Source organism: Bradyrhizobium sp. CCBAU 11430 (assembly GCF_028128855.1).
Classification (GTDB): domain Bacteria; phylum Pseudomonadota; class Alphaproteobacteria; order Rhizobiales; family Xanthobacteraceae; genus Bradyrhizobium; species Bradyrhizobium ottawaense.
Genome location: NZ_LBJV01000073.1, coordinates 148,955 through 175,413, shown reverse-complemented (window position 1 = coordinate 175,413; position 26,459 = coordinate 148,955). Strand labels below are relative to the sequence as shown.

Below are 26,459 nucleotides of genomic sequence, written 5' to 3'. Positions count from 1 at the left end.
TCGTCGACCTCAGCTGATCGTCGCGCCGCCGTCGATCACCATGGTCTGGCCGGTCATGAAGTCGCCGGCCCTGGACCCCAGGAACACCGCGGCGCCCGCGATCTCGTCGGGGATGCCGATGCGCAGGAGCGGCGAGCGCGCGGTCGAGGCCTTCAGGTTCTCCGGATTGTCCCACAGCGCCTTGGCAAAATCGGTCTTGATCAGGCCGGGCGCGATGCAGTTCACGCGGATGTTGTCCTTGCCGTATTCGCAGGCGAGGTTGCGCGCGAGCTGCATGTCGGCGGCCTTCGAGATGGCGTAGGCACCGAGGATGGTCGAGCCTTTCAACCCGCCGATCGAGGAGACGATGATGATGGAGCCGTCCTTGCGCTCGATCATCTGCGGCACCACCATCGAGATCAGCCAGTTGTTGGCGACGATGTTGTTGTCGAGGATCTTCCTGAACTGATCGTCGGAGATGCCGGCGAGCGGACCATAATACGGGTTCGAGGCGGCGTTGCAGACCAGCACGTCGATTTTGCCGAAGGCGCGGTTGCTCTCATCGACGAGGTTTTGCAGATTCTCTTTCGATGAGATGTTGGCGGCAACCGCGACCGCGGTGCCCTTGCCGAACCTGTCGTTGATGCCCTTGGCCACCTGCTCGCAGACATCGGCCTTGCGCGATGAGATCACGACCTTGGCGCCGTGCTCGGCCATGCGCTCGGCGATCGCAAGCCCGATGCCGCGCGTCGAGCCGGTAATGACGGCGACTTTCCCCTTCATGTCGAACAAGGTCATGTTTCTCTCCCAGATTGATCTTGGTATTCACGTCGAGATTCCGGGCCTGGTCCTTCGGACCATCCCGGAATGACGCCTTACTCAGGCGAGCTTCTTGACTTCCGGTCCCGCGGGCTGATGCATCGCCGCATGCGCGGCATCCGCGATCCACGGCTGCTGGTTCACCATCGGCAGCCGCCAGACCTTGCGCTCGGGAGTTGCGAAATAATCCAATCGCGTCACCGAGCAATTGTCGATGTCGAACGACAATCCCCGCTCCGGCTGGCCGTCGAGCGCGAGCCCCAGCGCCGCCTTGATGGTGCCGCCATGCGCGACCGCGATGATGTCCTGGCCTGCCGCCTCGGCGTTGATCCGCTCTATGGTGCGGCGCGTGCGGTTGTAGAGATCCATGAAGCTCTCGCCGCCGGGCGCGGGCTCGTTGATGTCGGCAAACCAGCTCGTGCCCACGGGGCGGCTGGCGATGAACTGGGCGCGGTTCATGCCCTGCCATCGGCCGAGATTTTGCTCGGCAAGGTCCGCTTCCCATTTCATCGACGCAGGCCTTGGGAAGCCGGCCGCCCAGATCGCTTCCGCGGTCTGGTGCGTGCGCACCAGATTGCTCGAATACCAGACCGCCGTGCGTGGCAGCACCTTGGCAACAGCGTTGAACACATAGGTATCGCTGGTGTCGCAGGCGATGTCGCTTTGTCCGTAGATGTTGCCGCCGTCGTTGCGCACCGGCGCGTGACGGACCCACCACCACCGTGTCATGACCACATTGGGCTTGTCTGCGCCTGCCATCGAAACCCTTCCATCCCGTTTGATGTCGCTGTACGTCAGGTGTGAACGTGTCTCAAGACACTTTACCGTTTGAAATCTTGTTTGAAATTCCGTCGCGCGGCAAGCGTCGCACGAGGCACCACAGGGAGAAACGCATGGGCCGCCTGCAAGGCAAATCCGTCATCATCACCGGCGCCGGCAGCGGCATCGGTCGCGCCGCCGCGCTGCTGTTCACCCGGGAAGGCGCCAAGCTGATCGCGGTCGATCGCACCGAGGCGGTGAAGGAGACCGTCGACGAGGTGAAGAAGGCCGGCGGCATCGCGGAAGCCATGATCGCCGACGCGGGCTCCGAGACGGACGTCATCGCCGTGATCGACAACGCGGTGAAGACCCATGGCCGGCTCGACGTGATCTGGGCCAATGCCGGCGTCAGCGGCGGCCTCGTCCCGCTCGGCGAGCAAACCGTCGAGCATTGGCAGGAGGTGTTGCGCGTCAATCTGATCGGGCCGTTCCTCGCGGTGAAGCATGCGATGCCGCATATGGTGAAGCAGCAGTCCGGCGCGATCGTGCTGACCGCGTCCGTCGCAGGCCTCAAGGCCGGCGCCAGCGGGCATCCCTATGCCGCGAGCAAGGCCGGCGTGATCAGCCTGGTGCAGACCACGGCGTATTCGCTCACCGGAACCGGCGTGCGCATCAACGCGGTGTGCCCGGGCCTGATCGAGACCGGCATGACAAAACCGATCTTCGACCGCGCCAAGGAGCGCGGCACCCAGGACAAGATCGGCCAGCTCAATCCGCTCAAGCGCCCCGGCCAACCGCACGAGCTCGCGGCGATGGGCCTGTTCCTGGCCAGCGACGAAGCCTCGTATGTGAACGGCCAGGCGTTCCCGGTCGACGGCGGCCTCACCGCGTCGATGCCGTATACGGGCAAGCCGGTTTAACTCTCGCGTGTCCCGGACGCGCTGCAACGCGAAGCGTTGCTGCGCAGAGCCGGGACCCAGCCGAGACCGCACGGCTCGCTGATGCATGGGCCCCGGCTCTGCAGCGCACCGCCGAAGAGGCGCTGCGCAGCGTCCGGGGCACGAGAGCAGCGTTTGGCGCGCAACTGCATCAACATCGTCATTGCGAGCGTAGCGAAGCAATCCAAACTGTCGCTGCGGAAGGACTCTGGATTGCTTCGCTGCGCTCGCAATGACGGCGAGTGAAGTAGCAACGCCCCCCACTCTCGTGTCCCGGACGCGCTGCAGCGTTCTTACGCTGCTGCGCAGAGCCGGGACCCAGGAAGCCGCAGCACGTGCTGATACGTGGGCCCCGGCTCTGCAGCGCACCGCCGAAGAGGCGCTGCGCAGCGTCCGGGGCACGAGAGCTTGGTTCAACGATAGACATAGTCCGTCATCCTCGCGGCTCATCTCGCCCGAGCTTTGCTTCATCTCTTCACCCTCATAATTGAAAGAGGGCGCAGGGAAGACCGGGAGCCCGCTGGCACCCGAGGTCCACTGTGCGAAGTTGTAATAAGAAGTCTGCACAGCGGCATACAGGTGTAGCCAGGACATCCCGGCCTTCCCTGCGCAGTGGTTTTACGGCTTATGTCGTGCTCTCCCCGGGGAGCGTTGCACTATTGCCCCCGTCGCCTTGCGGATGGCTGACGGGCGCGTCCGGTTGGACGATACCCATCACCACAAGACTTGACGCACAGACCCCGGGCGTCAGGACCACACGATTTTGCCGTACGCCGATCACACCGGTCGTGTGCGCGAGGTCTTCGCTCACGGTTACCCGCCCTGCAAAACCCTTCGCGCCGATGTCACCTGCGTCCACCGCCGCCCGGCCCGCGTTCGTGACGATCGCGATACGCCCCTCTTCCTTGGGCCGGGTTGCGGCGACACATACGCCGTTTCCGAATTTCGGTAAAGTGGAATATTTTCGCCGCCATGCGTTGACCGATGCCTTGGGTGTTTTGCCCGTCAGGCAACGCAAGGGATTGTGGCTCCCCTCGTCATTCCGGGGCGCGACGAAGGCGCGAACCCGGCATCCATTTCGCGGCGCGTGATGCGGACCGATGGATTCCGGGCTCGATGCTGCGCATCACCCCGGAATGACGGTTGCGATGTTGATTTGCCCGACGAGGCCTCACGTTGGTATGGTTCCTGCAAGCACTTCAGCCTCCATACTCCCTGACAGAACGAGACAATGCCAAGCCCAAGACCCGACCGTATTCGCAAACTCCTCGCCGACCTCGTCGGCTTCGACACCGTCAGCGACCGCACCAACCTGCCCCTGATTGCCCATATCGAGAGCTACCTCGCCGCGTTCGGCGTCAAGGGCGAGCGCATCGTCGACGTAACAGGGCAGAAGGCCTCGCTTTGGGTCACGATCGGCCCTGAAGATCGCCCCGGTTTCGTGCTGTCAGGCCATACCGACGTCGTGCCCGTCGTGGGGCAGGACTGGAGCCACGATCCGTTTAGGCTGCTCGAGCGCGACGGCAAGCTCTACGGCCGCGGCACCACCGACATGAAGGGCTTTGTCGCGGTGTGCCTGGCCATGGTGCCGGAGATGCTGGAAGCAAGGCTCGCAACGCCGATTCATCTCGCGATCTCCTATGACGAGGAGATCGGCTGCGTCGGCGTGCGGCCGATGCTCGGCGAGGTCGCGAAGAAACGGATCATACCGCTCGGCGCCTTCATCGGAGAGCCGACCGAGATGAAAGTCATCATCGGCCACAAGGGCAAGCACGGCGTGCGCGCCACGTTTCGCGGGCTTGCACGCCACTCCTCGATCGCGCCCGACGGCGTCAACGCGATCGAATATGCCGCCGAGCTAATCGTCGAGATCCGCCGCCGCGCCGTGGCGCTCGCAGCCGTGCGAGCGAGCGACAGCCTCTACGACGTTCCGCACTCGACGCTGCTCACCAGCATCGTGCACGGCGGCGCCGCGCTGAACATCGTGCCCGACACCTGCACGGTGGACTTCGAATGCCGCGGCATCGGCATCACCGAGTCCAGGGAGGTGACGGATGCGATCGTCGCCTGGGCCAGGGCCGAACTCGAACCGGCGATGAAGAAGCAGCATCCGGAGTGCGGCATCGATTTCGAGGAGATTTTGGACTACCCCGCCCTCGACACCGCCGCCGATGCCGCGATCGTCACGCTCGCCAAGAGTCTTGCCGGGCGCAACGACCACGCCAAGGTCGCGTTCGGCACCGAAGCGAGTTTGTTTGCCAGCATGGCCGACATCCCCTCGGTGGTGATCGGCCCCGGCTCGATCGCACAGGCGCACACGCCGGACGAATTCGTGGAGATGGCCGAGCTGGAGAAATGCGCGGGGTTTGTGGAGAGACTGATCGCGCATTGTGCGAAGGCGGCATCGTAGGTGCCGTAGGGTGGGCAAAGCGGAAGCGTGCCCACCACTCTGCCCGCGAACGCTGAAAGATGGTGGGCACAGCGCTACGCGCTTTTGCCCACCCTACGAAGACTGGATTTGCCGCCTTCGCGGGGAATGGCAGCGGCTGTGTGGAAACACCGACGCGGCCCAAAGAAAAAAGGCGCGGCCACATCGGCCGCGCCTTCGTCATTTCTACACCGCGCCCGCCTTTTGCGCGTACTCCCATGAGGCCTGCGACAGCGGTACGGTGCGCTTGGCGGACTCCAGCGCCTTGGCGTTGGCGGCGGTGCCGTCGCGGACGCGGCCGGCGATGCCTTGGGTGATGCCGGCGAGGCGGAACAAATTGTAGGCGAAGTACCAGTTGAGATCAGGCACCGTCATCTTGGTGACGTTGCAATAGATCTGCGCGGCTTCTTCCACGCTCGGGATGTTGAGCGCCTTGAGGTCCGCGCCCTGCAGGCCCGGCATGATCCACTGCATCAACAGGTAGGTGAAGTCGGCCATGGGATCGCCGAGCGTCGACAGCTCCCAGTCCAGCACGGCCTGCACGCGCGGTTCCGTCGCGTGGAAAATCATGTTGTCGAGACGATAGTCGCCGTGGACGATCGAGACGCGCGCCTGCTCCGGCACGGTCTTGGGCAGCCATTCGGCGACCTTCTCGAACTCGGGAATGTGCTGCGTCTCGGACGCCCGGTACTGCTTGGTCCAGCGGTCGATCTGCCGCGCGAAATAATTGCCGGGCTTGCCGAACTCGCCGAGCCCGATCGCAACAGGATCGTACATATGGAGCTTCGCCAGCGTCTCGATCTTGCTGGTGAAGATCTTGCGCCGCGCGTCGCCATCCTGGCTCGGCAGCGTCGGATCCCAGAACACCCGGCCCTCCTCCATCGACATGATGTAGAAGGCCGCACCGATGACGCTGTCGTCCTGGCACAGCGCATAGGCGTGCGCGACCGGGAAACCCTGCTTGCCGAGCGCTGCGATCACGCGATATTCGCGATCGACCGCATGCGCCGAGGGCAGCAATTTGCCGAACGGTTTTCGGCGCATCACGTAGGAACGCTTCGGCGTGTTCAGCCGGTAGGTCGGATTGGACTGGCCGCCCTTGAACTGGAGCACGACCAGCGGTCCCTCATAGCCTTCGACGTTGTCGCGCATCCAGGCTTCCAGGCGCAGTTCGTCGAAGCGATGACGCTCCTCGACCGGCTTGGTGCCCGAGAACTCTTCGTCTTTCCTGACGCCGTCAGCCACGATGACGCTCCCTCTTCAGTCCTGACCATTTCAGGTCGGAGCATGATCCTAATCGGTAACCGCTGACGCACTTGCGTCAAGCGGTCACCGCATCATGCCCTGTCGTTTCTTCAGATCGGGAGCGCCTCCCGGCTCTCCCTCCAGAGATTCCGTTCCGAAAAATCGGAACGGTATCCCTAGTTTCTTGTTTTGACGCGTTTTCTTAGCGCGAACCGGTGTCCACTTCGCTGGAAAACGCTCTCAATGATTGGGAGAATTTGCATACTTCCGAACCTCAAGTCTGGCAATGGCGCGATTGTGCACCTCGTCCGGACCGTCGGCGAGACGGAGCGTGCGGATGTGGGCGTAGTCCTTGGCGAGGCCCGCCTCGTCCGAGACACCGGCGCCGCCGAAAGCCTGAATCGCCTCGTCGATGATCTTCAGCGCCATGTTGGGCGCTGCGACCTTGATCATGGCGATCTCGGCCTGCGCGGTCTTGTTGCCGACCTTGTCCATCATGTCGGCAGCCTTGAGGCAGAGCAGGCGCGTCATCTCGATATTGGTGCGGGCATCGCCGATGCGCTGCTCCCACACAGAGTGCTCGACGATCTTCTTGCCGAAGGCGCTGCGCGAGGACAGGCGCTTCACCATCTTCTCCAGCGCCTCCTCGGCCTTGCCGATGGTGCGCATGCAGTGATGGATACGGCCCGGACCGAGCCGGCCCTGCGCGATCTCGAAGCCGCGGCCTTCGCCGAGCAGGATGTTCTCCTTCGGCACCCGGACGTTGTCGAGCAGCACCTGGGCGTGGCCATGCGGGGCGTCGTCGAAGCCGAACACCGGCAGCATCTTCTCGACCTTGATGCCGGGGGTATCGAGCGGAACCAGGATCTGCGACTGCTGCTGATGCTTGGCCGCCTTGAAATCGGTCTTGCCCATCAGGATCGCGATCTTGCAGCGGGGATCGCCGACGCCGGACGACCACCATTTGCGGCCATTGATGACGTAGTGGTCACCGTCGCGCTCGATGCGGGTCTCGATGTTGGTGGCGTCCGACGAGGCCACCGCAGGTTCCGTCATCAGGAAGGCGGAGCGGATCTCGCCGTCCATCAGCGGACGCAGCCATTTGCGCTTCTGCTCCTTCGAGCCGTAGCGGATGAACACTTCCATGTTGCCGGTGTCGGGCGCGGAACAGTTGAACACTTCCGAGGCCCAGCTGATGCGGCCCATCTCCTCCGACAGCAGCGCGTATTCGAGATTGGTCAATCCCGCGCCGCGGAATTCGTCGTCCTCATGCTCGCTCGGCGGCATGAACATGTTCCAGAGGCCTTCGGCCTTCGCCTTCTTCTTGAGGTCCTCGAGGATGGGGATTACCTTCCAGCGCTCGCCGGCGTGATCCTGCTGATCATAAATCGGCACCGCCGGGCGCACGTGCTTGGCCATGAAAGACCGCACGCGGTCGAGCCATTCCTTCTGCTTGGGCGACAGATCGAAATCCATGGGACGCTCCTCGTCTCTCTTTGCGAACCTGTTTGCTTCGCGAGCCTGTTTTGCGCCGGACCGTCCTCCCGCTGCGCGGCCCGCAAGCGCGCGGCTTGCGGGCGCTTCGGAACCGGCTTCGCGAGTTGCGAACGAGTCCCGATTGCGATTGACATCTCCGGCCTTCAAACGATAGTTTCATACAACTGTTTGAATTGCAACTCCCTCGCTCACGACGTCATTCCGGGGCGGCCCGCAGGGCTGAACCCGGAATCTCGAAATGTGGGGCGAGATTCCGGGTTCTCGCTTCGCGAGCCCCGGAATGACGGGATGAAGGTCATGGCCAGCGATCATACGAGATCTGCCATTCTCGCCGCCGCCGAACGGCTCTATGCCGATCGCGGCTTTGGCGACGTGACGCTGCGCGACATCGTCGCGGAGGCGGGCGTCAACCTCGCCGCGGTGAACTATCATTTCGGCTCGAAGGACGAGTTGATCGCGGAATTGTTCGTCACCCGCTCGATCGCCACCAACCGCGAGCGCCTGCGCGAATTGAAGGCGGCAGAGGAAGAAGGCGGCGGCCGCGCGCCGATCGAGGTGATCTTGCATGCGCTGGTCGGGCCGACCTTGCGCGGCTGCCTCGGCCCTGAGAACCAGCGCTCCACCGCGGCGCGCTTCATGATCCGCGCCTCGATCGAATCCGTGCCGCCGATCCGCCGCATCAAGAACCGCGAGATCGACCATTTGCGCAAATTCGCCGGCGCCATGCGCCGCGCCCTGCCCGACCGCAGCGACGTCGATATCTACTGGGGCCTCAACTTCGCGCTCGCGATGGCGCACCACACCATCCGCGAAAGCGAGCGGCTGACGAAACTGTCGGAAGGCAAATGCGACCTCGACGACGTCGAGGACGTGATCGCGCGCGTGGTCAGCGTGGCGACGATGGCGCTGACGGCGGGACGGAGCGAGGCAAAGGCGCCGTCGAGGGTGGCGGCGCGGTAGCCATCACGCCATCGCGATGCAGTCGATCTCGACGTCGAAGGGACCGAACCATTCCGGCGTGCAGACGAAGATCCGCGCCGGCGGATCGATCGGGAAATAGCGCGCATAGATGGCGTTGAACGCGGCGAAATGTTTCGTCGAGGTGCAGTAGACGTTGCACTTCATGACGTTGTCGAGCGAGGCGCCGGCCGTCTGGAGGCACAGCTTCATCTGCTCCATGACGATCTCGCTCTGCCGCTCGATCGGCATTTGCGCGATCTCGCCCGTCTCCGGGTCGAACGGCGGCAGGCCGGCAACGAAAATCATGTTGCCGGCGCGCGTCACCGGCGAGACCGGTGCGTTGCGGCGGTCAAGAAAGGTCGAGATCGGTTCGACGCGGAGCGCTTCGCGTTTCATGGCCGGCCACCTTCGGTTCGAGCGGGACTGACGGCTGACTACATTATCCTGCAGCCGGCATGCTTCGCTTCTAATCGAAGTGTGGTTGGGGCCGCGGGTTCAGGCCCGCTGCGGCATCTCCTCGGCCTCTTCCTTGGCGAGCAGCAGCAGCATCTCGATGCCCATCTCGCCTTCCTGCGGCGAGCGGATGAACTTGATCTCCTCGGCACTCTGCCGCAGTGCGGCAATGATGGCGACGGCCTGATTGGCGGTGGCCGCCTCGGTCGCCAGAATTGCCTTCTGGTCCTTGGCCTGGAACCCGATCGTGTAGGACATCCATTTCCCTCCCGACATTACTGGAGAGATCGAATCAGAGTCGGGCGCAAAGCGGAAGCCTGTGCGACTACGGACCGGGATTATCTGGGGATGGCGGGCAAGCCTCAGGCAAGCCCCAGCATCGCGCGCGCGTCCTCCGCGCTCGCAACGCTCGCCCCCAGGCTTTTCAAGATACCCGCGGCATGGGCGACCAGCTCGGCATTGGTCTTCGCCAGCACGCCCTTGGACATATAGAGATTGTCCTCCATGCCGACCCGAACATGGCCGCCGAGCAGATAGGCCTGCGCCACCATCGGGAATTCGGCGCGGCCGATGCCGAAGCCGGACCAGATCGCGCCCGGCGGCAGCAGGCTGCGGGCGTAGAACATGGTCTCGGGCGTCGCCGAGAAGCCGTATTTCACCCCGAGCACGAGCGAGAACAGGCCGGGTCCCTTCAGCGTGCCGTCGGCGAACAGGTCGCGCGCCAGATGGCAGTCGCCGCTATCGAACAGCTCGATCTCCGGCAACACGCCGGCGGCCTTCATCCGTTCGGCCATGATGCGGACATTGCGCGGCGTGTTGATCACGACCTCGCCCCCGGAATTCATGGTGTTGAGGTCGAGCGTGCAGATGTCGGGCTTGAGCAGCTCGATATGCTCGACGCGCTTCTCAGGGACAAGCAGCGTGGTGCCGGGGCCGGCGACGCGGGGGTCTTCGACCGAGGGCACGAAGCGGCCGCCGGGGCCGGTCGTCAGGTTGATGACGAGCGAGGTGTTGCGGGAGCGGATGCGCGCCATCACGTCGCGGTAGAGATCGATCTCCATCGAGGGCCGCCCCGTCGCGGGATCGCGCACATGGATGTGGACGATGGCGGCACCGGCCTCGGCGGCTTCCAGCGCCGAGGTCGCGATCTGCTCGGGGGTGATGGGTAAATACGGCGACTGCTCGGGCTTTGTGAGGTTGCCCGTGATGGCGCAGGTGATGATGGTTTTGCCTGATGTCATGGAATTCCTCCGCTTCGCAACTCAATGAGTCTAGCTGAACGCGTTGCCGCAGAGTAGCTGCGCCCCCTCGCCCCGCTTGCGGGGAGAGGGTTGGGGTGAGGGGGACTCTCCGCAAGGACGGTGCGAGTTGGACTCGTGGAGAGTCCCCCTCACCCGGATTCGATCTCCGCTCGAATCCGGCCTCTCCCCGCACGCGGGGAGAGGCGAAGACAAGCCTAGATGATCCCCTGCTGCTTCAGCGTCTCGATCTTGCCGGCGTCATAGCCGAGCTTGCCGCCGAGCACCTCCTGCGTGTGCTCCCCTAACAGCGGCGGCGCGCGATATTCGGTGATGGGGGTGCCCGACAGGGTCAGCGCGTTGCGGATCAGCGAGAGCTCGGGCTCGAACTTGTGCTCGGTCTTCACCCGCATGCCGCGCGACTGGACGTGCGGATCGGAAAACACCTGCTCGAAATTGTTGATCGGGCCCGAGGGCACGCCAGCCTCTTCCAACTTGTCCAGCCAGTAGGCCACCGGCTGCTTCAGGAACAGGCCGGCGAAGATCGCCATGATCTCCTTGCCGTGCACGACGCGGTCGTTGTTCTTGATGAAGCGCGGATCAGTCGCCAGCTCCGGCGCGCCGAGCACGGCGCAGGTGCGCTGGAACTGACCGTCATTGCCGACCACCAGCATCAGCTCGCCGTCGGTGCAGCGGAACACGCCGGCCGGCATGCCGCCATTGCCCCAGGTGCCGCGGCGCGGCGGCGTCTTGCCGTTGACGAGGTAGATCTGCAGCCAGTGCGACAGCGAGGCGATGACGGTGTCGAACAGGCAGACGTCGATATGCTGCCCCTCGCCGCCGTTGACGTCGCGATGATAAAGCGCCGAGAGAATCCCGATCGAGGTGTTCATGCCGGTCATGTAGTCGACGATCGACGGGCCGACCTTCATCGGGCCCTCGCCGGGCTCGCCGTCGATATGACCGGTGACGCTCATCAGGCCGCCCATCGCCTGCAGGATCGCGTCATAGCCGGCGCGCGGCGCATACGGTCCAGTCTGACCGAAGCCGGTCACCGAACAATAGATGATGCCGGGGTTGATCGCCTTGATGGTCTCGTAGTCGAGGCCGTAGCGCTTGAGATCGCCGACCTTGTAATTCTCCATGAAGACGTCGACGTCCTTGGCGAGCTCGCGGATGATCGCCTGCCCCTCGGGCTTGGCGATGTTGACGGTGACCGACTTCTTGTTGCGGTTGGCGCAGAGATAGAAGGAATTGTTGTTGTTGGCCTTTCCTTCCGGATCGGTCAGGTAAGGCGGCCCGAACGCGCGCGCGTCGTCGCCGGTGCCCGGCCGCTCGATCTTGATCACCTCCGCGCCCAAATCGCCCAGCATCTGGGCCGACAAGGGCCCGGCAAGCACGCGCGTGAGGTCAAGGATCTTGATGCCTGAGAGCGGCAAGGCCGACATATCGATTTCCTCCGGGGAACTGGATCTTGGCGCGGCGGCTTTGAGCGACCGCGCTCCCCAGCGGATACACTATTTTGGCGCCTTGAGCACTGCACTGGCGGCATACGGCTATCCGCGGCTCCGGCAGCAAGCGAATTCCTGTCCGCAACTTTCCACGCCGCGAATATTGCCTGATCGGCTCAGGTCACGGCTGCCGCCGCAACCCGCGGCCGCCGCCGTCCGAGCAGGACCAGGATCAGCACCGTCGCGCAGGAGAACACCAGCGTGAGACCAAGCGCGCCGCGGCTGCCGAATTGGGTGAGCAGGCCGACCAGAAGCGGCGGCGAGATCGCGGACGCCAGATTGAGCGGCAGCGCGATCATCGACATCGCCTTGGCGAACTCGGCCTGGTCGTAGAACACGAGGGGGATGGTCGCCCGCGCCACCGCCATGGCGCCGCTGCCGGCGCCATAGAGCAGGATGAAGACCGCCACCGCCCAGGTCGCGCCCTCGCTCAGCATCAGCAGCAGCATCGCGACGGGCAGTGCCGTGCCCGCGACGAGCCCGGTCGTGATCCCGTCCCACCGCCCGCCGCCGAGGAGATCGAGCCCGCGGGCGCTGACCTGGATCACGCCCAGCATCGAGCCGAACGCGAGGGCCTGCGCGGGCGTGAGCCCCTCCGCCCGCAACAGCTCGATCATGATGGCGCTGATGCCGAAATTGACGAAGGCGTTGAGCGTGATCGCGGCGACGACGAGGCCGAACGTGCTCCTCGGAATCGCGGGCACATCGGCAGACCTGGCCAGCGTGCCGCCATCGTCCTTCGCAAGTCTCCGGCGCGGCGCCACGAATGCATAGAGCGGAAGCGACACGAGGGTGAGCATGGCCGCGTAAACCAGGCACGTCCCCCGCCAGCCGAGGTGCCCGCTGAGGAACGAGGTCGTCGGCCAGAAGATGCTGCTGGACAGGCCCGTCACCAGCATCAAGGCCCCGATCGCGTTCTTGGCCTGCCGCCCCGCGACCTCGTTCAGCATGATATAGGCGCCGGTCGACAGCGTGGCGCTGCCGGCGATACCGAGGACGATCCAGGCGGCGAAATAGAGCATCGGCTCGCGCGCCAGCGACAGCAGCACGAAGCCCGGCGCGGTGACGACCGTGCCGACCATCATGACCGTCCGCGCGCCATGCCGCGCAAACGATCTGGCAAGCCACGGCGCACACAGCCCCATCGAGACGTAGAGAACGGATGTTCCGGCGAACACCGCCGGCAGGCTCATGCCGAGATCGGCGGCGAGATCGCGCCCGACGATGGCGGGAAGCCCGATCGTGCCCCATCCGACCAGCTGCGTGATGGCGAGCACCAGCAGGACGCCGATCAGCCTGCTGTCAGATTTCAAGAACCGCATTCCAAACGTTCGCCTGCCTGCCAGGCGCAGATCGCGCCGGCGACCAATGTCTTACCTGCAGACCGAGGCCACGGGCATGCCGGTTCCGAATGGCACCGCGGCGCCAGCCGCAGAGCGGCGCAGGACCACGCTCATTCCGGCGGATTGAACGTCCGCACGAAATACACGGGCTCGCTGCCCTTCTTCAGGCGGTAGAGTTGCGCCGGGCGGTTCGGGCCGCGCCGCATCTTCGCGACCGGCTCGATCATGTCGGCCGCCAGGATCCGGGTCCGGAACGCGCTTTTCTCGAGCGGACGGTCGAGCACGATCTCGTAGACGCGCTGCAGATCCGGCAGCGTGAATTCCGCCGGCATCAGATAGGCCGGCAGCGAGGTGTACTCCACCTTGTTGCGCAGGCGCTGGATCGCGGTCGCCAGGATGTCGCCGTGATCGAAGGCGAGCTTGTCCTTGAGCCTTCCGCCTCGAATCGGAAACCACCGCGCATCGTTCGCCAGCACGCTTGCGTCCGCCGGGATCAGCGCGAAATAGGCGTGTGTCGCCGACCAGCCGCGCGGATCGCGCGTCGCGCTTCCCCAGCTTCCGAGTTGCTCCAGATAAGGGCTGGTGACCCCGGTCTTCTCCCTCAGCTTGCGGGCGGCGCAAGCCGCGAGGTCGCGGTCCTTCGTGACGTCCACGAAGCCGCCCGGCAGCGCCAAGCTGAGCGGAAACGGCTCGCCCTCGCCGGCCGGGCGCTGCATCAGCAGCACCTGAAGGCTGTCGTCGAGGATCGTAAAGATCACGACATCGACCGTGGTCAGGGGTCGTGGGAAGTCCAATTGCCCCGATTTACCAGACCCTTCAGCCCGACCTTCGCCCGCCATCGGCAGCCTCCCCCTGTTCGGACTTGACAGTAGCATAGTTAGTTGTACAGTCCAACTTACTTAGTTGCTCAGGCACACTTATAACGACCATCGGAGACGGACATGTTCGGCGTCAGGTTCATCAAGGCCCAGCCCACCACCTATCTGATGAAGTATCGCGCCGGCGCGATCGTCGCCGAGGGTGCTGGTCTTTCCGCGCTGTATTACGCGCCGGTGACCATGCTGGTCGCGGTGCCGATCGGCAGCCGCGACGCCTCGTTCATCTTCGAGCAGACCGCGCGCGACTTTCAGACGCTGACCGTGCAGGGTCAGGTGACTTATCGCGTCAGCGACCCGAAGAAGGCGGCATCAATGCTCGACTTCACCCTGAAGGCTGACGGCAAGACCTATGCGAGCGACGATCCGGAAAAGCTGCCGGAACGCATCCTCGGCACGGTCGAGGTCCTCGCCCAGCAAGCGGTGAAGGAACTGACGCTGAGGGACGCGTTGCAGGCGTCCGACCGCATCGCCGACATCATCGCGGGCGGCTTGAGGGCGCGCGCGGACATCGCCGCTCTCGGCCTCGAAATCCTCGGCGTGTCGATCCGCGGCATCAAGCCGACGCCGGACACCGCAAAGGCGCTGGAGGCGCAAGCGCGCGAAGCGATCCTGAAGAACGCGGACGAAGCCATCTTCGCCCGGCGCAACTTCGCCGTCGAGCAGGAGCGTGCCATTCGCGAGAGCGAACTCGACACCGAGATCGCGGTCGAGCAGAAGAAGCGGTCAATTCGCGAGACCCAGATGGATGCCGAGGCGAGCGTTGCCGCAAAGCGCAATGAGCTGCGCGAGGCCGGCATGGCCGCGGACATCGTGCTGGAAGGCAAGCGCAAGGATTTCGTCGGCCTCAATGCCGACAATACCAGGACCCTGGCCGACGCCGAGGCCTACCGCGTCGGCGCGCTGATGAAGATCTTCGAGGGCGTCGACACCCGCGTGATCCAGGCGCTTGCCGCCGCCGGCATGCAGCCGGGTCAGCTGATCGCGCAAGCCTTCTCCGGCATTGCCGAGAAGGCCGAGAAGATCGGCCAGCTCAACGTCTCGCCGGACCTGCTCAGCCAGTTGATGGAGAAGCCGAAGCCGACGGAGGCCGCCAATGCCCGCCGCCAATGACCGCAAGGTGGTGCTGGTGACGCGCAAGACCAGGCTGGAGGACCTGATCGCGCGCCACCTGACGGCGGCGCAGGCCCGCTTCTACGTCGAACATCTCGGCGCCGACTTCTCCGACTATGAGCGCGAGCACGAGGTCTATCGTGCGCAGCGTCACACGACGCTGCAAGTGCTGGAGCAATGGGGGCGCTATCAGGTCATCGACCGCGGCTTCCTGCCGAACTTCCTCTTCGGGCCTGATGACATCGTGGTCGCGCTCGGCCAGGACGGCGTCGTCGCCAACACGATGAAATATCTGAACGACCATCCGCTGATCGGGCTCAATCCGGATCCCGCGCGCCACGACGGCATCCTCCTGCCCTTTGCGCCGCACGACCTCGCCAAGCTCTTGCCGGAGGTCGCCACTGAGAAGCGCAGCAGCCAGGCCGTGACGATGGCGGAAGCACGGCTCAACGACGGCCAGGTGCTCCACGCCGTCAACGACCTCTTCATCGGCGCCCGCACGCATGTCTCCGCGATCTACGAGATTGCGGCCGGCGGGGCGACGGAACGGCAATCTTCGAGCGGACTGATCGTCTCGACCGGGCTCGGATCGACCGCCTGGTTCAAGAGCATTGTGACCGGCTCGCTGGCCATTGCCGGCAGCTTTGGGCAGCCTCCGCCGCTGAGCAGTTACGACGCCCTGCCCTGGGACGCAGCCGAGCTGCGTTTTGCGGTGCGCGAGCCCTTCCCCAGCCGCCATTCGCAGACCCATCTCGTCTGCGGCCGGCTCGCGTCGGCGGACCAATTGCGCATCCGCTCGCTGATGGCGGAGAACGGCGTCATCTTCAGCGACGGCATTGAAGCCGACCGCCTCGACTTCAACGCCGGTGCCGAGGTCACGATCGGGATTGCCGCGCGGCGCGGGCGGCTGATCGTCTGATCATGTTAGGCGGCCGAGCCGCCTCACGCGGTGTGGCCGGGATCGACGTGCTTCGGCGTCTTCTTATCGCGCTGCGGCGTCATCTTGGCCGGATCAGGCGCACCGGGCACGCCGCGGGGACCCAGCTGTTCGCGCTGGATGTCGTCCTCGGAACGGGTTGGCTCGACGCCATTCGGCTCACGCGGCTTGGTCATCGCGGCCTCCTTCTCAAATGCTGCTTCGTGGTTCGGCTCTAGACGCCGAGCGCGTTGTCTCCGGCTTCGCGGCCGGGCACGCTGACCTGGACTTCATGTCCCTCACGAAGCGCGAGGGATGCGGCGGCGACCGCCGATTCGAATGCAGCCTCCTTGGTGGCGTAGGTGTTCTTGACGTCACCGTCGTGCAACACGCCCCATTCGTTCCGCACCGGCACGATGGCATATTGAGCAAGGCCCATTGTCCAACTCCTGGCTTGAGTTTCAGAATTTGGCTTTCACCGTCTGTCCGATAACGCGCCGGCGGGACTATCGTTGCGTCAGCTGCGGATGCGCGGCGGTGACGCGCCACACCGTGTTGCCGCTGTCGTCGGCGAGCAGCAACGCCCCGGTCTTGTCGATGGCGACGCCCACCGGCCGGCCGCGCGCCTGGTTGTCGCTGTTGAGGAAGCCCGTCACGACGTCCTGCGCCGGTCCGCTCGGCTTACCGTCCTTGAACGGCACGAACACGACCTTGTAGCCGTTGAGCACCTGCCTGTTCCAGCTGCCATGCTCGCCGACGAAGGCGCCACCGCGATAGGCGGCCGGCAGGCTGGAGCCGGTGTTGAAGGCGAGCCCGAGCGGGGCGACATGCGAGCTCAGGGCATAGTCCGGCGCGATCGCCTTGGCGACGAGATCCGGCCGCTGCGGCTTGACGCGGGGATCGACATGCTGGCCGTAATAGCTGTAGGGCCAGCCGTAGAAGCCGCCGTCCTTCACCGAGGTCATGTAGTCAGGGACGAGATCGGGACCGAGCTCGTCGCGCTCGTTCACCACCGTCCACAGCGCGCCGGTCTGCGGCTCGAAGCTGAGCCCGTTCGGATTGCGCAGGCCGCTCGCGAACACGCGCCAGCGCCCGCTGGCACGGTCGACCTCGAGGATCGCCGCGCGATTGTGCTCGGCCTCCATGCCGTTCTCGGTGATGTTGCTGTTGGAGCCGACGCCGGCATAGAGTTTCGAGCCGTCGGGGCTGGCGACGAGACTCTTGGTCCAGTGATGGTTGATCGGCCCGCCCGGCAGCGGCGTCAGCACCGTGCCCGGCGCGGTGATCCTGGTGTCGCCTTCGGTGTAGGGATATCTGACGATCGCATCGGCGTTGGCGACGTAGAGATCGTTGCCCACCAGCGCGATGCCGAAGGGCGAGTTGAGATGGTCGAGGAAGACGCTTTGCGTATCCGGCACGCCGTCGCCATTGCTGTCACGCAGCAGCGTGATGCGATTACCCGGCCCGGTGTCGTTGCCGCCCGAGGTCGCCCAGGACTCGATATAGCCCATGACGATCTCCTTGGGCCGCTTGATCGCGCCCCCCTTCGGCGCCTTGGATTCCGCCACCAGCACGTCACCATTGGGCAGCACGTAGAGGAAACGCGGATGCTGCAGACCGGTCGCGAAAGCCTTGACCTGCAGGCCTTGCGCCACAGTCGGCGTCTCGCCCTTCTTCCAGCCGACGATGCGCGCGATGTGGACGGGCGGCAGCAGATATTGCTGGATGTCGGGAAGCTCAGGGTTGGCGCCGATCTGCGCCTTGGGGTCGCCGCTGCCGTCATCGCAAGCAGCCAGCAACGGCAGCGACGCGCACACCAGAGCGCGGGCGAGCTTCGATATCATCGCGCAACTCCCACGCCGTGGCGATAGACCATGGCCCAGCCGAGCCAGCCGGTGACGGGGATCAGCACGGTGATCACGGACAGAACGAGCCCCGTCGGCCACACCGAGGTCCAGGCATCGCGGGTGTGGATCAGCGCGTTGACGATGGCCAGGATCAGCGCCACGGCATTGCCGATCAGATGCGGCCAGGCCGGCGTCTGCACACGCACCAGGCGGTTGCCGAGGAAATCAGTGAGGCCCGCGATCGCCGCCAGCACGCCGAAGACGACGCCAACGAGCAGAAGCCAAGCGGAAAAATTCGCCCACATGATCTCGGCGCTGGCGACATAGGCGATGTCGGTCAACAGCGCCCCAACGAAGCACGCGATCGGGATCGGCACCAGCATCGGATGAATGGGATGACCCGCGATCTGCGCGGTGGTGCGCACGCGCATGTCGTCTTGCACGGTTTGGCCTCGTGTGACTTTCCTCCAGCCCGACCGGCCAACTCGTGCGGGATGTGATGGTTCCTAGGGGATCCGCGCCGCCTCGTTCCGACGCGCGCGGATGGCACTCATCGCCGTAGCGATATCAGCGATCTCACGGGCTACGATGGCCTTGGATGCGCGCCAGACCCAGCTTTTCGCGGACCTCGTCATCCTCGATCACCTGATCGAGGCGCACATTCTTGTCGGCCTCCTTGCCGGCTTCAAAATCTTCCGCGATCGTCTCGAGGGTTCGAAATGCGTCGCCAGCGCTCGCGGCCGTTTCGAGGTGAGCAATCGACTGACCGTTCACCGTGAGGTCGGCCTCGCCCCAGGGCGTAGTGTCGATCTCCAGGCGATCGCCGCCGGCCTTGGCGATGAAGTGCTGGACGGTGGATTTGGAGGTCGGCAGGGAGAGGTCCGGCGTCCAATCGATCGGCTTGTTGGTCATGTCATGGTTGTCCCGAAGTTGCGACCAACGAATAGACCATCCGGAGCGCGCGACATTGACCTGGATCAGGCCCGGTGCGGCCGGGCCGTCAGCGCAGGATTTATCCCACCTTCCTCTTCTGTCGCGTGGTTGCGAGCAATACGAGGAGGAACGAGGCCGCAGTCATCAGCGTCGATATCGCTCCAATCGTCGGGTCGATCTCGTCTCGAAGCGCGGTGAACATGCGCTTGGTCAGCGGCTGGTACTGGCCGCCGGAGATGAACAGCGCGACGATGGTCTCGTCCATTGCCGAGATGAAGGCAAAAATGCCGCCGGCGACCACGCTCGACTTGATCTGCGGCAGGGTCACCGCGAAGAAGCTGCGCAGCCGGTTCATGCCGAGGCTTCGCGCAACCATTTCCTGCGCCGGATCGAAGCTCTGCAGGCCCGCCAGCACCGATATGACGACATAAGGCAAGCCCAGCATGACATTGGCGAGCACGAGGCCGGGCATGGTCGCGACCAGGCCGACCTTGGCGTAGACGAAGAAGATGCCGACCGCGGTGATGATAATCGGCACCACCAGCGGCAGCAGCAGCGCCATATGAACGACGCGCATGATGCGCAGCTTGGACTGGCCGATGGCATAGGCGGCAGCCACCCCACACGGCGTTGCGATCACGACGGTGAAGAGCGCAACCGTCAGCGTCACGCGCGTTGCCTGCATCCAGGCCGGGTTTGTGAAATATTGCTGATACCAGCGCGTCGAGAACGACGGCGGCGGGAAGGTCAGGAAGCGCGCGCTGGAGAACGAGATCGGCGCGATGATGAGAACGGGCAGGATCAGATAGACCAGCACCAGCGCGCTGATCGCGTAGAGGGCAATCCGTGCGGGCGAGATGCGCATCATTTCTGCCCCAGCACGCGGTCGAGCGAGATGAAGCGGCTGACGACGAAGAAGATCGCGAGCACACTCATGAGCAGCACGACGGCGACGGCGCTGGCCGCACCGAACTGGTTGTAGAGCTCGACGTTGCGACTCACGAGCATCGATACCATCACGGTGCGGCCGCCGCCTAGCAGTTCCGGCGTGATATAGAAGCCGAGGCAGAGCACGAACACCATGGTGCAGCCGGCGAGCACGCCAGGCAGCGACAGCGGCAGGAACACGCGAAAGAATGTCAGCGACGGGCTCGCGCCGAGACTGGCGCCGGCTTGCATGAGATCGCCGGGGATCTTCTGCATCGTGGCATAGAGCGGCAGCACCATGAACGGCAGCAGGATGTGCACGGTCGCCACCACCGTACCAAAACTGTTGTGGACCAGCGCGAGTGGCTCGGAGATCACATCGAAATAGCGCAGGAATTGGTTGATCACACCGGTACGCTGGAGCAGCGCCAGCCAGGCATAGGCGCGGACCAGCACGCTGGTCCAGAACGGCAGCACGACCAGCGACAGGATCAGGATGCTCCAGGCCTTCGGCACCGAATTGGCGAGATAGGCCAAGGGATAGCCGAGCAGCAGAGCGATCAATGTGACCGCGAGGCTGATCTCGAAGGTCAGCGCGAAACTTCGCCAGTAGATGTCTTCGGTGAAGACTCGCCGGTAGTTCTCCAGCGTGAAGCCGTCATGGTAGATCGACTGCCAGGCCAGCCAGCCGACCGGCAGCACGATCAAGAGCAAAATCACGAGCAGCGCCGGCGACACCAGCGCCAGCATCAGCCCGTGCTCACGGCGCTGATGCTTTTGCGAAGGATCGGACACTGTCATCGTCAACGCAGCCTCGTCTCACTTCTGCATGAACGATGCCCAGCGCTTCTCGGCGGCTTCGCCGGCCGGCGAAGACCACCAGGCGTAGGACATCAGCGCCTGCTTGGCCGCGTTCGCCGGCTCGCTCGGCAATTGCGCGGCACGTTCGGACTTGATCACGTTAGTTTCAAACGCCTTCGGATTGCCGGGGCCGTAGTCGATGTGGAGCGGCAGATTGGCCTGGTGCACGGGATCGACGGCCTCGTTGAGGAATTTCAACGCGGTGTCGAGATTCGGCGCGCCCTTGAGAATGCAGAGCGAGGTGCTCTGAAGGACGCCCTGATTGTAGGTGAAGGCAACCTTGGCGCCTTCCTTGGCGACCGCGCTGACTCGGCCGTTCCAGGCCATCTCCATGTCGACCTCGCCGTCGTTGAGCAGTTGCGCCGACTGCGCACCCGAAGTCCACCACACCGTGATGTGCGGCTTGATCTCCTCGAGCTTCTTGAAGGCGCGATCGACGTCGAGCGGATAGAGCTTGTCCGGGGCGACACCGTCAGCCATCAATGCGGCCTCAAGCGTGGCGAACGGGTGGTTGCGCAGGGCGCGGCGGCCGGGGAATTTCTTCACGTCCCAGAAATCTGCCCAGCTGTTCGGCGCGTCCTTCGGGAACGTCTTCTGGCTGTAGGACAGCACGCTGGAATAGAACTCGTAGGAGATCGAATAGGGACTGCGATAGGCTTCCGGCATCGCCGCGCCGTTGGGAATCTTCGAGAAGTCGAGCTTCTCGATCAGCCCCTGCTCGCCGCCACGCAGGCAGTTTCCGGTGGGCGTGTCGACGACATCCCAGATCGGCCTGCCGCTGCCGACCTGGGTTTTGATCGCGGGCCAGGCGTCGGGAATCGAGTCCTGGTTGATGGTGATGCCGAGCTTCTTGGCGGTGGGATCCAGGATCGCCACCGTCTGCGCCTGCTGGTAGGCGCCGCCTTGCGAGACGAAGGTGATTTGGTCGGCGGCATCGGCCGCACCGGCAAATCCGATTGCGCCGAGCAGCGCGCAGCCCAGTCCAAACTTCTGCTTCATCGTCATCCTCGCCTCCTCCAAAAGAATCTCACTGACCGATCGCATCGAGAAACTGATACCAGCCGGCGACCATGCGCACCGCGGGCTCGCGCAGCGGATAGAACGGAATGGGCCTCATGCCCCTGACATCGAGCAGCCCGACATCGGGGCTCTCGCCGCGCACGAGGGCTGCGAGATAGCGGCCCATCAGGCTCGACATCGCAACGCCCGCGCCATTGTAGCCCAGCGAGACCAGCGTGCGGTCGTCGATCCGGCCGATATGGGGCACCGAGTCCAGCGTCATCGCGACGAGGCCAGACCATTTGTATGCGAGCGGGACCTCGGCCAAATCCGGAAAGATTCCGACCATCGCCTTGCGCAGCGCGTCGAAGGCGGCTTGCGAGTCCTGCTTGCCGAAGGCGCCGCGGCCGCCGAAGATCACGCGGTTATCGACCATGCGGAACCAGCGCATCATGCGCTTGGTCTCGGTGTAGGTCCGCCCCGTCGGCATCAGCTTTCCAGCGAGATTGCGCGGCAGCTGTTCGGTCGCAACCATGGCGCTGCGGAACGGGATCAACGTGCGCTGCATATGTGCGGTGGCGCCAGTCAGATCGGAATAGCTGTTGGTGGCGATGATCGCCTGTTTGGCACGCACGGCGCCTTGCGGCGTCTCGGCGACAATACCGTTCTTCTCGCGCCGCAGCTTGACGACCGGGGATTCCTGGAAGATCGGAACACCACGGCGCGCCACGCCGTCGGCGAGGCCCCGCAGATAATTCAGCGGATGGATGCCGCCAGAGCCGGGATTGAGCACGCCGCCGACAAAGATGTCGGAGCCGGTCTCTTCGCGCACTTCGCGCTTGTTGAGGATGCGGACCTCGGCAGAACCCATCTCACGCGTCATCCAATTGGCCTCGTCGATCGCGGCCTTCAGCGTCGTCTGGTTATGCGCGGCCTTGACCTGTCCGGTGCGCGTCAGGTTCGCACTGGTGATGCCGAATTCGGACACCAGCTCCTCGACCATGTCGGTCGATTCATGCGCGATCTCGTACATGCGCTTCGCCATGGCGCGGCCATGCGCGGCATCGATCTCGCGGAACGACAGACGAAACTTTGCGGTGATCACGCCTCCGTTGCGTCCGCTGGCGCCCCAACCGGGGCGGTTGGCTTCGAGCACGATTGGCGATGCGCTGTCCTTGGCGATGTGGTGCGCGGCGGACAGGCCGGTGTAGCCCGCGCCGATGATCACTACATCCGCCTTGTGTTCGTCCGACAGCACGGGAAAGTCGCGTACCGGCTCCGCGGTGGCTTCCCACAGCGAGTTGACAGATGGCAATGCGCTCCAGTCGCGTGTCATGCCGGCGCTCACGGATTTACGCCGCCGGCCCGATGGCGGCGTCGGCCAGTGCCTTCAAGGTCGGGAAATGGAAGTCCGGCTTGGTCAGCGTCTCCACCGCCGGCGTGCCGCCGAAACCAGCGACGCCCTGGCGGCGCTCGATCCAGCACACCTTGTAGCCGAGTTTCCGCGCGATCCCGATGTCGTGGTACTGGCTCTGGGCGACATGCAGAATGTCGGACTGCTTGTAGCCGAACGCCGACTGACGCCCCCTGTTGTAGGCGAAGAATTCCGGATTGGGCTTTGCCACGCCGGTGTCGTCGGCACAGACGGTGTCGTCGAAGGGATCGCCGAGCGCGTGCGCGTAGGCGGACAGCGCGACACGGTCGGCATTGGTCATTGCGACCAGGCGGAATTTCGTGCGCAGGCGCTTAAGCGCCTCGGCCGAATCCGCGAACGGCCCCCAGCGTAGCACCGAGAGCTGGAAGGTGTCGCACGACGCGTCGTCGGACGGCAGTCCGACCTCCTTGGCCAGATGGCGGTAGACGTGGAACATCGCCTCGCTGGAGCGCTCGTAGTGCTTGTCGCGGCCGCGCTTGTAGGGCTCGAATATCTGCTCGTCGCTAAGCTCGGCCGGCGTCTTGCCCGAGATCTTGCGCACCGCTGCGAGCACGCCGGCCTCGAAATCGATCAAGGTGCCGACGACGTCGAAGGTGAGGACCTTGAAATTGCTGAACGCCGCTTGGGTCGACATATCGGTTTCTTCTTTCGGTTGGACAAGGCTTGAGTTCAGTCCTTCATCTTCGGCACGACGATGGTGTCCTGGGGATGAAGGGTGACGGTGAGGCTGCCGCCGAGCGGCGGGATGCGGCTGTAGGCCTGATGATAGCTCGGCTGGCGCAAGCTGAGCGCGATGCCGTCAGCGAGCGCCAGGAAGATGCGCAGGCTCTCGCCCTGATAGACGATATCGGTGACCGTGCCGGTGAGCCGGTTGCAGGCGGCATCCTGTGCGCCATCGTCGATTAGCAGCTTTTCGCTGTGCACGGCCAGCATCAGCGCATCGCCGTCGGGGATGGCGCGGGCGCTACGCAGCAGCGCGTTGCCGAGCGCGACGCTGGTGGCATCGACACGGCGCACCGACAGCATCGTAGCTTCACCGATGAAGCTCGCGACGAAGGAATCGGCGGGATGGTCGTGCAGCCGCGCGGGCTCGTCGATCTGGACCAGCCTGCCGTCCTTCATTACCGCGACACGGTCGCTCATGGTCAGCGCCTCGCGCTGGTCGTGGGTGACGTAGATGATGGTGGCGCCGATTCGCCGGTGCAGCGCGCGCAGTTCGATCTGCATGGATTCGCGCAGCTGCTTGTCGAGCGCGGAGAGCGGCTCGTCCATCAGGATCAGCCGCGGCTCGAAGATCATGGCGCGGGCGAGCGCGACGCGCTGGCGTTGGCCGCCGGAGAGCTGCGCGATGCCGCGCTCCTCGTAGCCGGCGAGGCCGACCATCGCGAGCGCCGCGCGCACCTTGTCGGGCCAGCTTGCCTTCGGCAAGCGACGTGCACGCAAGGGAAAGGCGACATTCTCGCCGACGCTCATATGCGGAAACAGCGCATAGTTCTGGAAGACGACGCCGATGTCGCGCTTGTGCGGCGGCATGTAAGTGACGTCGCGACCGCCGAACAGGATCGTGCCAGTCGTAGGCAGGATGAAGCCGCCCAAGATGCCAAGCAGCGTGGTTTTGCCGGAACCGGAGGGACCGAGCAGCGAGACGAACTCGCCGGCGCCGACATTGAGGGAGACGTCGTCGAGAGCGCGAACGGCGCCGTACGCCTTGCTCGCGGACCGGATCTCGACGCTTTCCGCTCGTCTGTCCAACGATCGCCCTCGCCTCGTTCCCTGTCATGACGTGCCTCACTGCGCGCCATAAGCCTGCTTTATAGACAGCATCCCGGAGCAATCGCGGGTACAGCGTGCGCCGCACCAAAACTGTCTCCCGAACACCCTGCCTTTAGGCTGTGATACGAATGACACCAGACTTGGCAAAACTCGGCAATTGCCAAATTCTCACTGCGCCCATAACATGACGTTATGCCCGAGCTGCGCAGGATGCTGCCCTCAAGTAACGCCCTGTTCGTCTTTGACGCAGCAGCGCGCAATGGCAGCTTCACGGCGGCTGCCGCCGAACTCAACGTCACGCAGCCGGCGGTAAGCCGGATGCTCGGACAATTCGAGGAGCATCTCGGCGTTCGCCTGTTCGACCGCAAGGCGGGCCGCGCGGTGCTCACCGAGGAAGGCGAGCAGCTCTATCGCCGCGTGCTCGAAGGCTTTCGCAGCATCGAGAGCGGCCTCGTCGAGATCGAGCGGCGCCGCAAGGGCACCGAGACCGTGACGCTGTCGGTCTCCTCTGCCTTTACCACGCACTGGCTGATGCCGCGCATCGACAAACTCCAGAAGCAGTTTCCCCAGGTCGATCTGCGCTTCCAGCTGATCTCCGGCGCATTACGCGGGCCGGTGGAGAACGTCGATCTCGGCATGCGCTTCCGCGATCGCGACGAGCCGTCGTCCGGCGGCACGCTGGTGATGAAGGAAGCGATGCTGCCGATGTGCAGCCCGACCTATCTCGGCGCGACCGATCCCACCGAGGGCAACACCATCATCCGCCTCGCCGAGACGCCGGGCGACTGGGCCGCGGATTACGCATCACTGCTCACCGGTCGTCGCGGTGCGGCCAAGGGGCTCAGCTTCACCGATTATGCCGTCGTGATGCAGGCCGCCCTGCTCGGCCAAGGCATCGCGCTCGGCTGGCTGACGGTCGCCTCGCATTGGCTCCTGACAGGCGCGCTGGTGCCGGCCTCCGATACACTCACCACCACGCGCCGTCTCTGCGAGTTCCTGCCGCCACGCAACCGGCCCATGCGGCCCATTGCCGCCGAGATCCGGGATTGGATCATCGCGCAAATGCGGATCGAGCTGGCTGCAATCGATCGGCAATATCCACGACTTGGCTTGATGCCTGCGTGCTACTGAGCTTTCAGGTGGATTTGCCTTCCTGACCGTCGGCTCGCCCGAGCGAATGAGCCGGCTGGCTCAGGTCGCTGTCCAAAGGTACGAACAAGCAGGCAACCGTCAGGTCCTATCGCAAAGCTCCGGCCATCTGGCGATCGACGTCAGCAAGCAGGCTTCAACTTTTCTGCGATCCACAATGAGCCCTCATTTCAAGCGGAGGGCTTGGGCGTTGGAGCGGGTGAAGGGAATCGAACCCTCGTATTCAGCTTGGAAGGCTGCTGCTCTACCATTGAGCTACACCCGCGTTACGGGCTCCCTAACACGGCCGGGCGGCGGTCTCAACTGTTCAGGAGGTCGCTTTCCGGCCGTCCTGAGCCTTGCGAATCGCGCCCGGTTCCTTCCGACCCGCCGCCTCTTAACAGCGGCGGCAATGCCGCCTATATTGAAATCTTCCGAAACCAACGAAAGGAGGTGATCCAGTGTCTCTTACCAAGCGCTGT

At 64.4% G+C, this 26,459-nt stretch carries 28 protein-coding genes and 1 tRNA gene; 6 read left to right on the top strand and 23 right to left on the bottom strand.

All coding sequences use genetic code 11. From position 1 onward, the window contains the following. Positions 1-9: 9 nt before the first annotated feature. Complete coding sequence (locus tag XI04_RS35665) at positions 10-777, bottom strand: SDR family NAD(P)-dependent oxidoreductase (RefSeq protein WP_028141043.1); 768 nt, start codon at positions 775-777, stop codon at positions 10-12. Positions 778-858: 81 nt separating this feature from the next. Further along, a complete protein-coding gene (locus XI04_RS35660; protein ID WP_028141044.1) occupies positions 859-1,557 on the bottom strand; it encodes a histidine phosphatase family protein in 699 nt (232 codons plus the stop codon). 134 nt (positions 1,558-1,691) lie between these two features. Between XI04_RS35660 and XI04_RS35655 the strand changes: the two genes are divergently transcribed. Next, the gene (locus XI04_RS35655) at positions 1,692-2,477 is read left to right on the top strand and encodes an SDR family NAD(P)-dependent oxidoreductase (RefSeq protein WP_028141045.1); all 786 of its coding nucleotides are present in this window, start codon (positions 1,692-1,694) and stop codon (positions 2,475-2,477) included. A 643-nt stretch (positions 2,478-3,120) separates the two neighbouring features. Here XI04_RS35655 and XI04_RS35650 read toward each other — a convergent pair. Further along, a complete protein-coding gene (locus tag XI04_RS35650; RefSeq protein ID WP_271623903.1) occupies positions 3,121-3,513 on the bottom strand; it encodes a hypothetical protein in 393 nt (130 codons plus the stop codon). A 213-nt stretch (positions 3,514-3,726) separates the two neighbouring features. Here XI04_RS35650 and argE point away from each other — a divergent pair, with 213 nt between their 5' ends. Continuing rightward, positions 3,727-4,905 (top strand): acetylornithine deacetylase, encoded by a 1,179-nt coding sequence (gene argE, locus XI04_RS35645; protein WP_271608893.1) that lies wholly within the window; start codon positions 3,727-3,729, stop codon positions 4,903-4,905. 204 nt (positions 4,906-5,109) lie between these two features. On the opposite strand, the gene XI04_RS35640 is transcribed toward argE, so the two are convergent. Together XI04_RS35640 and XI04_RS35635 are read right to left on the bottom strand one after the other, a co-directional pair. Then, the gene (locus XI04_RS35640) at positions 5,110-6,168 is read right to left on the bottom strand and encodes a phosphotransferase family protein (RefSeq protein ID WP_038950480.1); all 1,059 of its coding nucleotides are present in this window, start codon (positions 6,166-6,168) and stop codon (positions 5,110-5,112) included. A 240-nt stretch (positions 6,169-6,408) separates the two neighbouring features. Then, positions 6,409-7,644, bottom strand: coding sequence for an acyl-CoA dehydrogenase family protein (locus XI04_RS35635; protein ID WP_038950481.1), 1,236 nt, complete (start codon positions 7,642-7,644; stop codon positions 6,409-6,411). Between the two features lie 318 nt (positions 7,645-7,962). Between XI04_RS35635 and XI04_RS35630 the strand changes: the two genes are divergently transcribed. Continuing rightward, positions 7,963-8,625, top strand: coding sequence for a TetR/AcrR family transcriptional regulator (locus XI04_RS35630; protein ID WP_028141049.1), 663 nt, complete (start codon positions 7,963-7,965; stop codon positions 8,623-8,625). 3 nt (positions 8,626-8,628) lie between these two features. On the opposite strand, the gene XI04_RS35625 is transcribed toward XI04_RS35630, so the two are convergent. From XI04_RS35625 to XI04_RS35600, 6 genes are all read right to left on the bottom strand, one after another. After that, positions 8,629-9,021, bottom strand: a complete 393-nt coding sequence (locus tag XI04_RS35625) for a RidA family protein (RefSeq protein WP_028141050.1) — start codon at positions 9,019-9,021, stop codon at positions 8,629-8,631. A 99-nt stretch (positions 9,022-9,120) separates the two neighbouring features. After that, positions 9,121-9,336 carry a hypothetical protein gene (locus XI04_RS35620; RefSeq protein ID WP_028141051.1) on the bottom strand — a complete coding sequence of 72 codons (216 nt, stop codon included), beginning with the start codon at positions 9,334-9,336 and terminating at the stop codon, positions 9,121-9,123. A 104-nt stretch (positions 9,337-9,440) separates the two neighbouring features. Next, positions 9,441-10,319 carry a 3-keto-5-aminohexanoate cleavage protein gene (locus XI04_RS35615; protein WP_271608894.1) on the bottom strand — a complete coding sequence of 293 codons (879 nt, stop codon included), beginning with the start codon at positions 10,317-10,319 and terminating at the stop codon, positions 9,441-9,443. 215 nt (positions 10,320-10,534) lie between these two features. Further along, on the bottom strand, positions 10,535-11,764 hold the full coding sequence (locus XI04_RS35610; protein WP_028141053.1) for a CaiB/BaiF CoA transferase family protein: 1,230 nt from the start codon (positions 11,762-11,764) through the stop codon (positions 10,535-10,537). 179 nt (positions 11,765-11,943) lie between these two features. Beyond that, positions 11,944-13,149, bottom strand: a complete 1,206-nt coding sequence (locus XI04_RS35605; protein ID WP_152102779.1) for an MFS transporter — start codon at positions 13,147-13,149, stop codon at positions 11,944-11,946. A gap of 131 nt (positions 13,150-13,280) precedes the next feature. Then, positions 13,281-14,009 carry an NUDIX hydrolase gene (locus XI04_RS35600; RefSeq protein WP_095426206.1) on the bottom strand — a complete coding sequence of 243 codons (729 nt, stop codon included), beginning with the start codon at positions 14,007-14,009 and terminating at the stop codon, positions 13,281-13,283. A 102-nt stretch (positions 14,010-14,111) separates the two neighbouring features. Here XI04_RS35600 and XI04_RS35595 point away from each other — a divergent pair, with 102 nt between their 5' ends. Both XI04_RS35595 and XI04_RS35590 read left to right on the top strand, forming a co-directional pair. Continuing rightward, positions 14,112-15,158: an SPFH domain-containing protein gene (locus XI04_RS35595; protein WP_038950486.1), complete on the top strand. Its 1,047-nt coding sequence runs from the start codon at positions 14,112-14,114 to the stop codon at positions 15,156-15,158. Next, positions 15,142-16,077, top strand: coding sequence for a sugar kinase (locus XI04_RS35590; RefSeq protein WP_028141057.1), 936 nt, complete (start codon positions 15,142-15,144; stop codon positions 16,075-16,077). Before XI04_RS35595 ends, XI04_RS35590 begins: the two co-directional genes overlap by 17 nt. 23 nt (positions 16,078-16,100) lie before the next feature. Here XI04_RS35590 and XI04_RS35585 read toward each other — a convergent pair whose 3' ends face one another. The 11 genes from XI04_RS35585 to XI04_RS35535 form a co-directional block, all read right to left on the bottom strand. Then, complete coding sequence (locus XI04_RS35585; RefSeq protein ID WP_193374890.1) at positions 16,101-16,271, bottom strand: hypothetical protein; 171 nt, start codon at positions 16,269-16,271, stop codon at positions 16,101-16,103. A gap of 38 nt (positions 16,272-16,309) precedes the next feature. Further along, on the bottom strand, positions 16,310-16,513 hold the full coding sequence (locus XI04_RS35580; RefSeq protein WP_028141058.1) for a hypothetical protein: 204 nt from the start codon (positions 16,511-16,513) through the stop codon (positions 16,310-16,312). 67 nt (positions 16,514-16,580) lie between these two features. Then, positions 16,581-17,918, bottom strand: coding sequence for a PQQ-dependent sugar dehydrogenase (locus XI04_RS35575; protein ID WP_271608895.1), 1,338 nt, complete (start codon positions 17,916-17,918; stop codon positions 16,581-16,583). Then, complete coding sequence (locus XI04_RS35570) at positions 17,915-18,352, bottom strand: DUF2231 domain-containing protein (protein WP_404536003.1); 438 nt, start codon at positions 18,350-18,352, stop codon at positions 17,915-17,917. The genes XI04_RS35575 and XI04_RS35570 overlap by 4 nt, the downstream gene beginning before the upstream one ends. A 145-nt stretch (positions 18,353-18,497) precedes the next feature. Further along, positions 18,498-18,833, bottom strand: a complete 336-nt coding sequence (locus tag XI04_RS35565) for a hypothetical protein (RefSeq protein WP_271608897.1) — start codon at positions 18,831-18,833, stop codon at positions 18,498-18,500. 100 nt (positions 18,834-18,933) lie between these two features. Next, a complete protein-coding gene (locus tag XI04_RS35560) occupies positions 18,934-19,722 on the bottom strand; it encodes an ABC transporter permease (protein WP_271608898.1) in 789 nt (262 codons plus the stop codon). Continuing rightward, positions 19,719-20,582: an ABC transporter permease gene (locus XI04_RS35555; protein WP_173015822.1), complete on the bottom strand. Its 864-nt coding sequence runs from the start codon at positions 20,580-20,582 to the stop codon at positions 19,719-19,721. The genes XI04_RS35560 and XI04_RS35555 overlap by 4 nt, the downstream gene beginning before the upstream one ends. An 18-nt stretch (positions 20,583-20,600) precedes the next feature. Continuing rightward, positions 20,601-21,647: an ABC transporter substrate-binding protein gene (locus XI04_RS35550; protein WP_028141064.1), complete on the bottom strand. Its 1,047-nt coding sequence runs from the start codon at positions 21,645-21,647 to the stop codon at positions 20,601-20,603. 22 nt (positions 21,648-21,669) lie between these two features. Then, positions 21,670-22,977 (bottom strand): NAD(P)/FAD-dependent oxidoreductase, encoded by a 1,308-nt coding sequence (locus XI04_RS35545; protein ID WP_271608899.1) that lies wholly within the window; start codon positions 22,975-22,977, stop codon positions 21,670-21,672. A gap of 16 nt (positions 22,978-22,993) precedes the next feature. After that, positions 22,994-23,710, bottom strand: a complete 717-nt coding sequence (locus tag XI04_RS35540; protein WP_028141066.1) for an HAD family hydrolase — start codon at positions 23,708-23,710, stop codon at positions 22,994-22,996. Between the two features lie 35 nt (positions 23,711-23,745). Continuing rightward, entirely contained in the window at positions 23,746-24,828 is a 1,083-nt protein-coding gene (locus XI04_RS35535) for an ABC transporter ATP-binding protein (protein ID WP_097668569.1), read from the bottom strand. Positions 24,829-25,041: 213 nt separating this feature from the next. Between XI04_RS35535 and XI04_RS35530 the strand changes: the two genes are divergently transcribed. Further along, the gene (locus XI04_RS35530) at positions 25,042-25,980 is read left to right on the top strand and encodes a LysR family transcriptional regulator (protein ID WP_038950496.1); all 939 of its coding nucleotides are present in this window, start codon (positions 25,042-25,044) and stop codon (positions 25,978-25,980) included. 209 nt (positions 25,981-26,189) lie between these two features. On the opposite strand, the gene XI04_RS35525 is transcribed toward XI04_RS35530, so the two are convergent. After that, positions 26,190-26,263: transfer RNA gene (locus XI04_RS35525), tRNA-Gly, on the bottom strand. Positions 26,264-26,459: the final 196 nt, after the last annotated feature.

Bases quoted from the DNA above. Each gene is read 5' to 3' on its own strand.
- XI04_RS35605 (WP_152102779.1), bottom strand. From the start codon at position 13,149: ATGCGGTTCTTGAAATCTGACAGCAGGCTGATCGGCGTCCTGCTGGTG.
- XI04_RS35660 (WP_028141044.1), bottom strand. From the start codon at position 1,557: ATGGCAGGCGCAGACAAGCCCAATGTGGTCATGACACGGTGGTGGTGG.
- XI04_RS35625 (WP_028141050.1), bottom strand. From the start codon at position 9,021: ATGAAACGCGAAGCGCTCCGCGTCGAACCGATCTCGACCTTTCTTGAC.
- XI04_RS35565 (WP_271608897.1), bottom strand. From the start codon at position 18,833: ATGACCAACAAGCCGATCGATTGGACGCCGGACCTCTCCCTGCCGACC.
- XI04_RS35545 (WP_271608899.1), bottom strand. From the start codon at position 22,977: ATGACACGCGACTGGAGCGCATTGCCATCTGTCAACTCGCTGTGGGAA.
- XI04_RS35560 (WP_271608898.1), bottom strand. From the start codon at position 19,722: ATGATGCGCATCTCGCCCGCACGGATTGCCCTCTACGCGATCAGCGCG.
- XI04_RS35665 (WP_028141043.1), bottom strand. From the start codon at position 777: ATGACCTTGTTCGACATGAAGGGGAAAGTCGCCGTCATTACCGGCTCG.
- argE (WP_271608893.1), top strand. From the start codon at position 3,727: ATGCCAAGCCCAAGACCCGACCGTATTCGCAAACTCCTCGCCGACCTC.
- XI04_RS35610 (WP_028141053.1), bottom strand. From the start codon at position 11,764: ATGTCGGCCTTGCCGCTCTCAGGCATCAAGATCCTTGACCTCACGCGC.
- XI04_RS35580 (WP_028141058.1), bottom strand. From the start codon at position 16,513: ATGGGCCTTGCTCAATATGCCATCGTGCCGGTGCGGAACGAATGGGGC.
- XI04_RS35620 (WP_028141051.1), bottom strand. From the start codon at position 9,336: ATGTCCTACACGATCGGGTTCCAGGCCAAGGACCAGAAGGCAATTCTG.
- XI04_RS35555 (WP_173015822.1), bottom strand. From the start codon at position 20,582: ATGACAGTGTCCGATCCTTCGCAAAAGCATCAGCGCCGTGAGCACGGG.
- XI04_RS35600 (WP_095426206.1), bottom strand. From the start codon at position 14,009: ATGGCGGGCGAAGGTCGGGCTGAAGGGTCTGGTAAATCGGGGCAATTG.
- XI04_RS35585 (WP_193374890.1), bottom strand. From the start codon at position 16,271: ATGACCAAGCCGCGTGAGCCGAATGGCGTCGAGCCAACCCGTTCCGAG.
- XI04_RS35530 (WP_038950496.1), top strand. From the start codon at position 25,042: ATGCCCGAGCTGCGCAGGATGCTGCCCTCAAGTAACGCCCTGTTCGTC.
- XI04_RS35575 (WP_271608895.1), bottom strand. From the start codon at position 17,918: ATGATATCGAAGCTCGCCCGCGCTCTGGTGTGCGCGTCGCTGCCGTTG.
- XI04_RS35630 (WP_028141049.1), top strand. From the start codon at position 7,963: ATGGCCAGCGATCATACGAGATCTGCCATTCTCGCCGCCGCCGAACGG.
- XI04_RS35590 (WP_028141057.1), top strand. From the start codon at position 15,142: ATGCCCGCCGCCAATGACCGCAAGGTGGTGCTGGTGACGCGCAAGACC.
- XI04_RS35570 (WP_404536003.1), bottom strand. From the start codon at position 18,352: ATGCGCGTGCGCACCACCGCGCAGATCGCGGGTCATCCCATTCATCCG.
- XI04_RS35655 (WP_028141045.1), top strand. From the start codon at position 1,692: ATGGGCCGCCTGCAAGGCAAATCCGTCATCATCACCGGCGCCGGCAGC.
- XI04_RS35550 (WP_028141064.1), bottom strand. From the start codon at position 21,647: ATGACGATGAAGCAGAAGTTTGGACTGGGCTGCGCGCTGCTCGGCGCA.
- XI04_RS35595 (WP_038950486.1), top strand. From the start codon at position 14,112: ATGTTCGGCGTCAGGTTCATCAAGGCCCAGCCCACCACCTATCTGATG.
- XI04_RS35615 (WP_271608894.1), bottom strand. From the start codon at position 10,319: ATGACATCAGGCAAAACCATCATCACCTGCGCCATCACGGGCAACCTC.
- XI04_RS35540 (WP_028141066.1), bottom strand. From the start codon at position 23,710: ATGTCGACCCAAGCGGCGTTCAGCAATTTCAAGGTCCTCACCTTCGAC.
- XI04_RS35635 (WP_038950481.1), bottom strand. From the start codon at position 7,644: ATGGATTTCGATCTGTCGCCCAAGCAGAAGGAATGGCTCGACCGCGTG.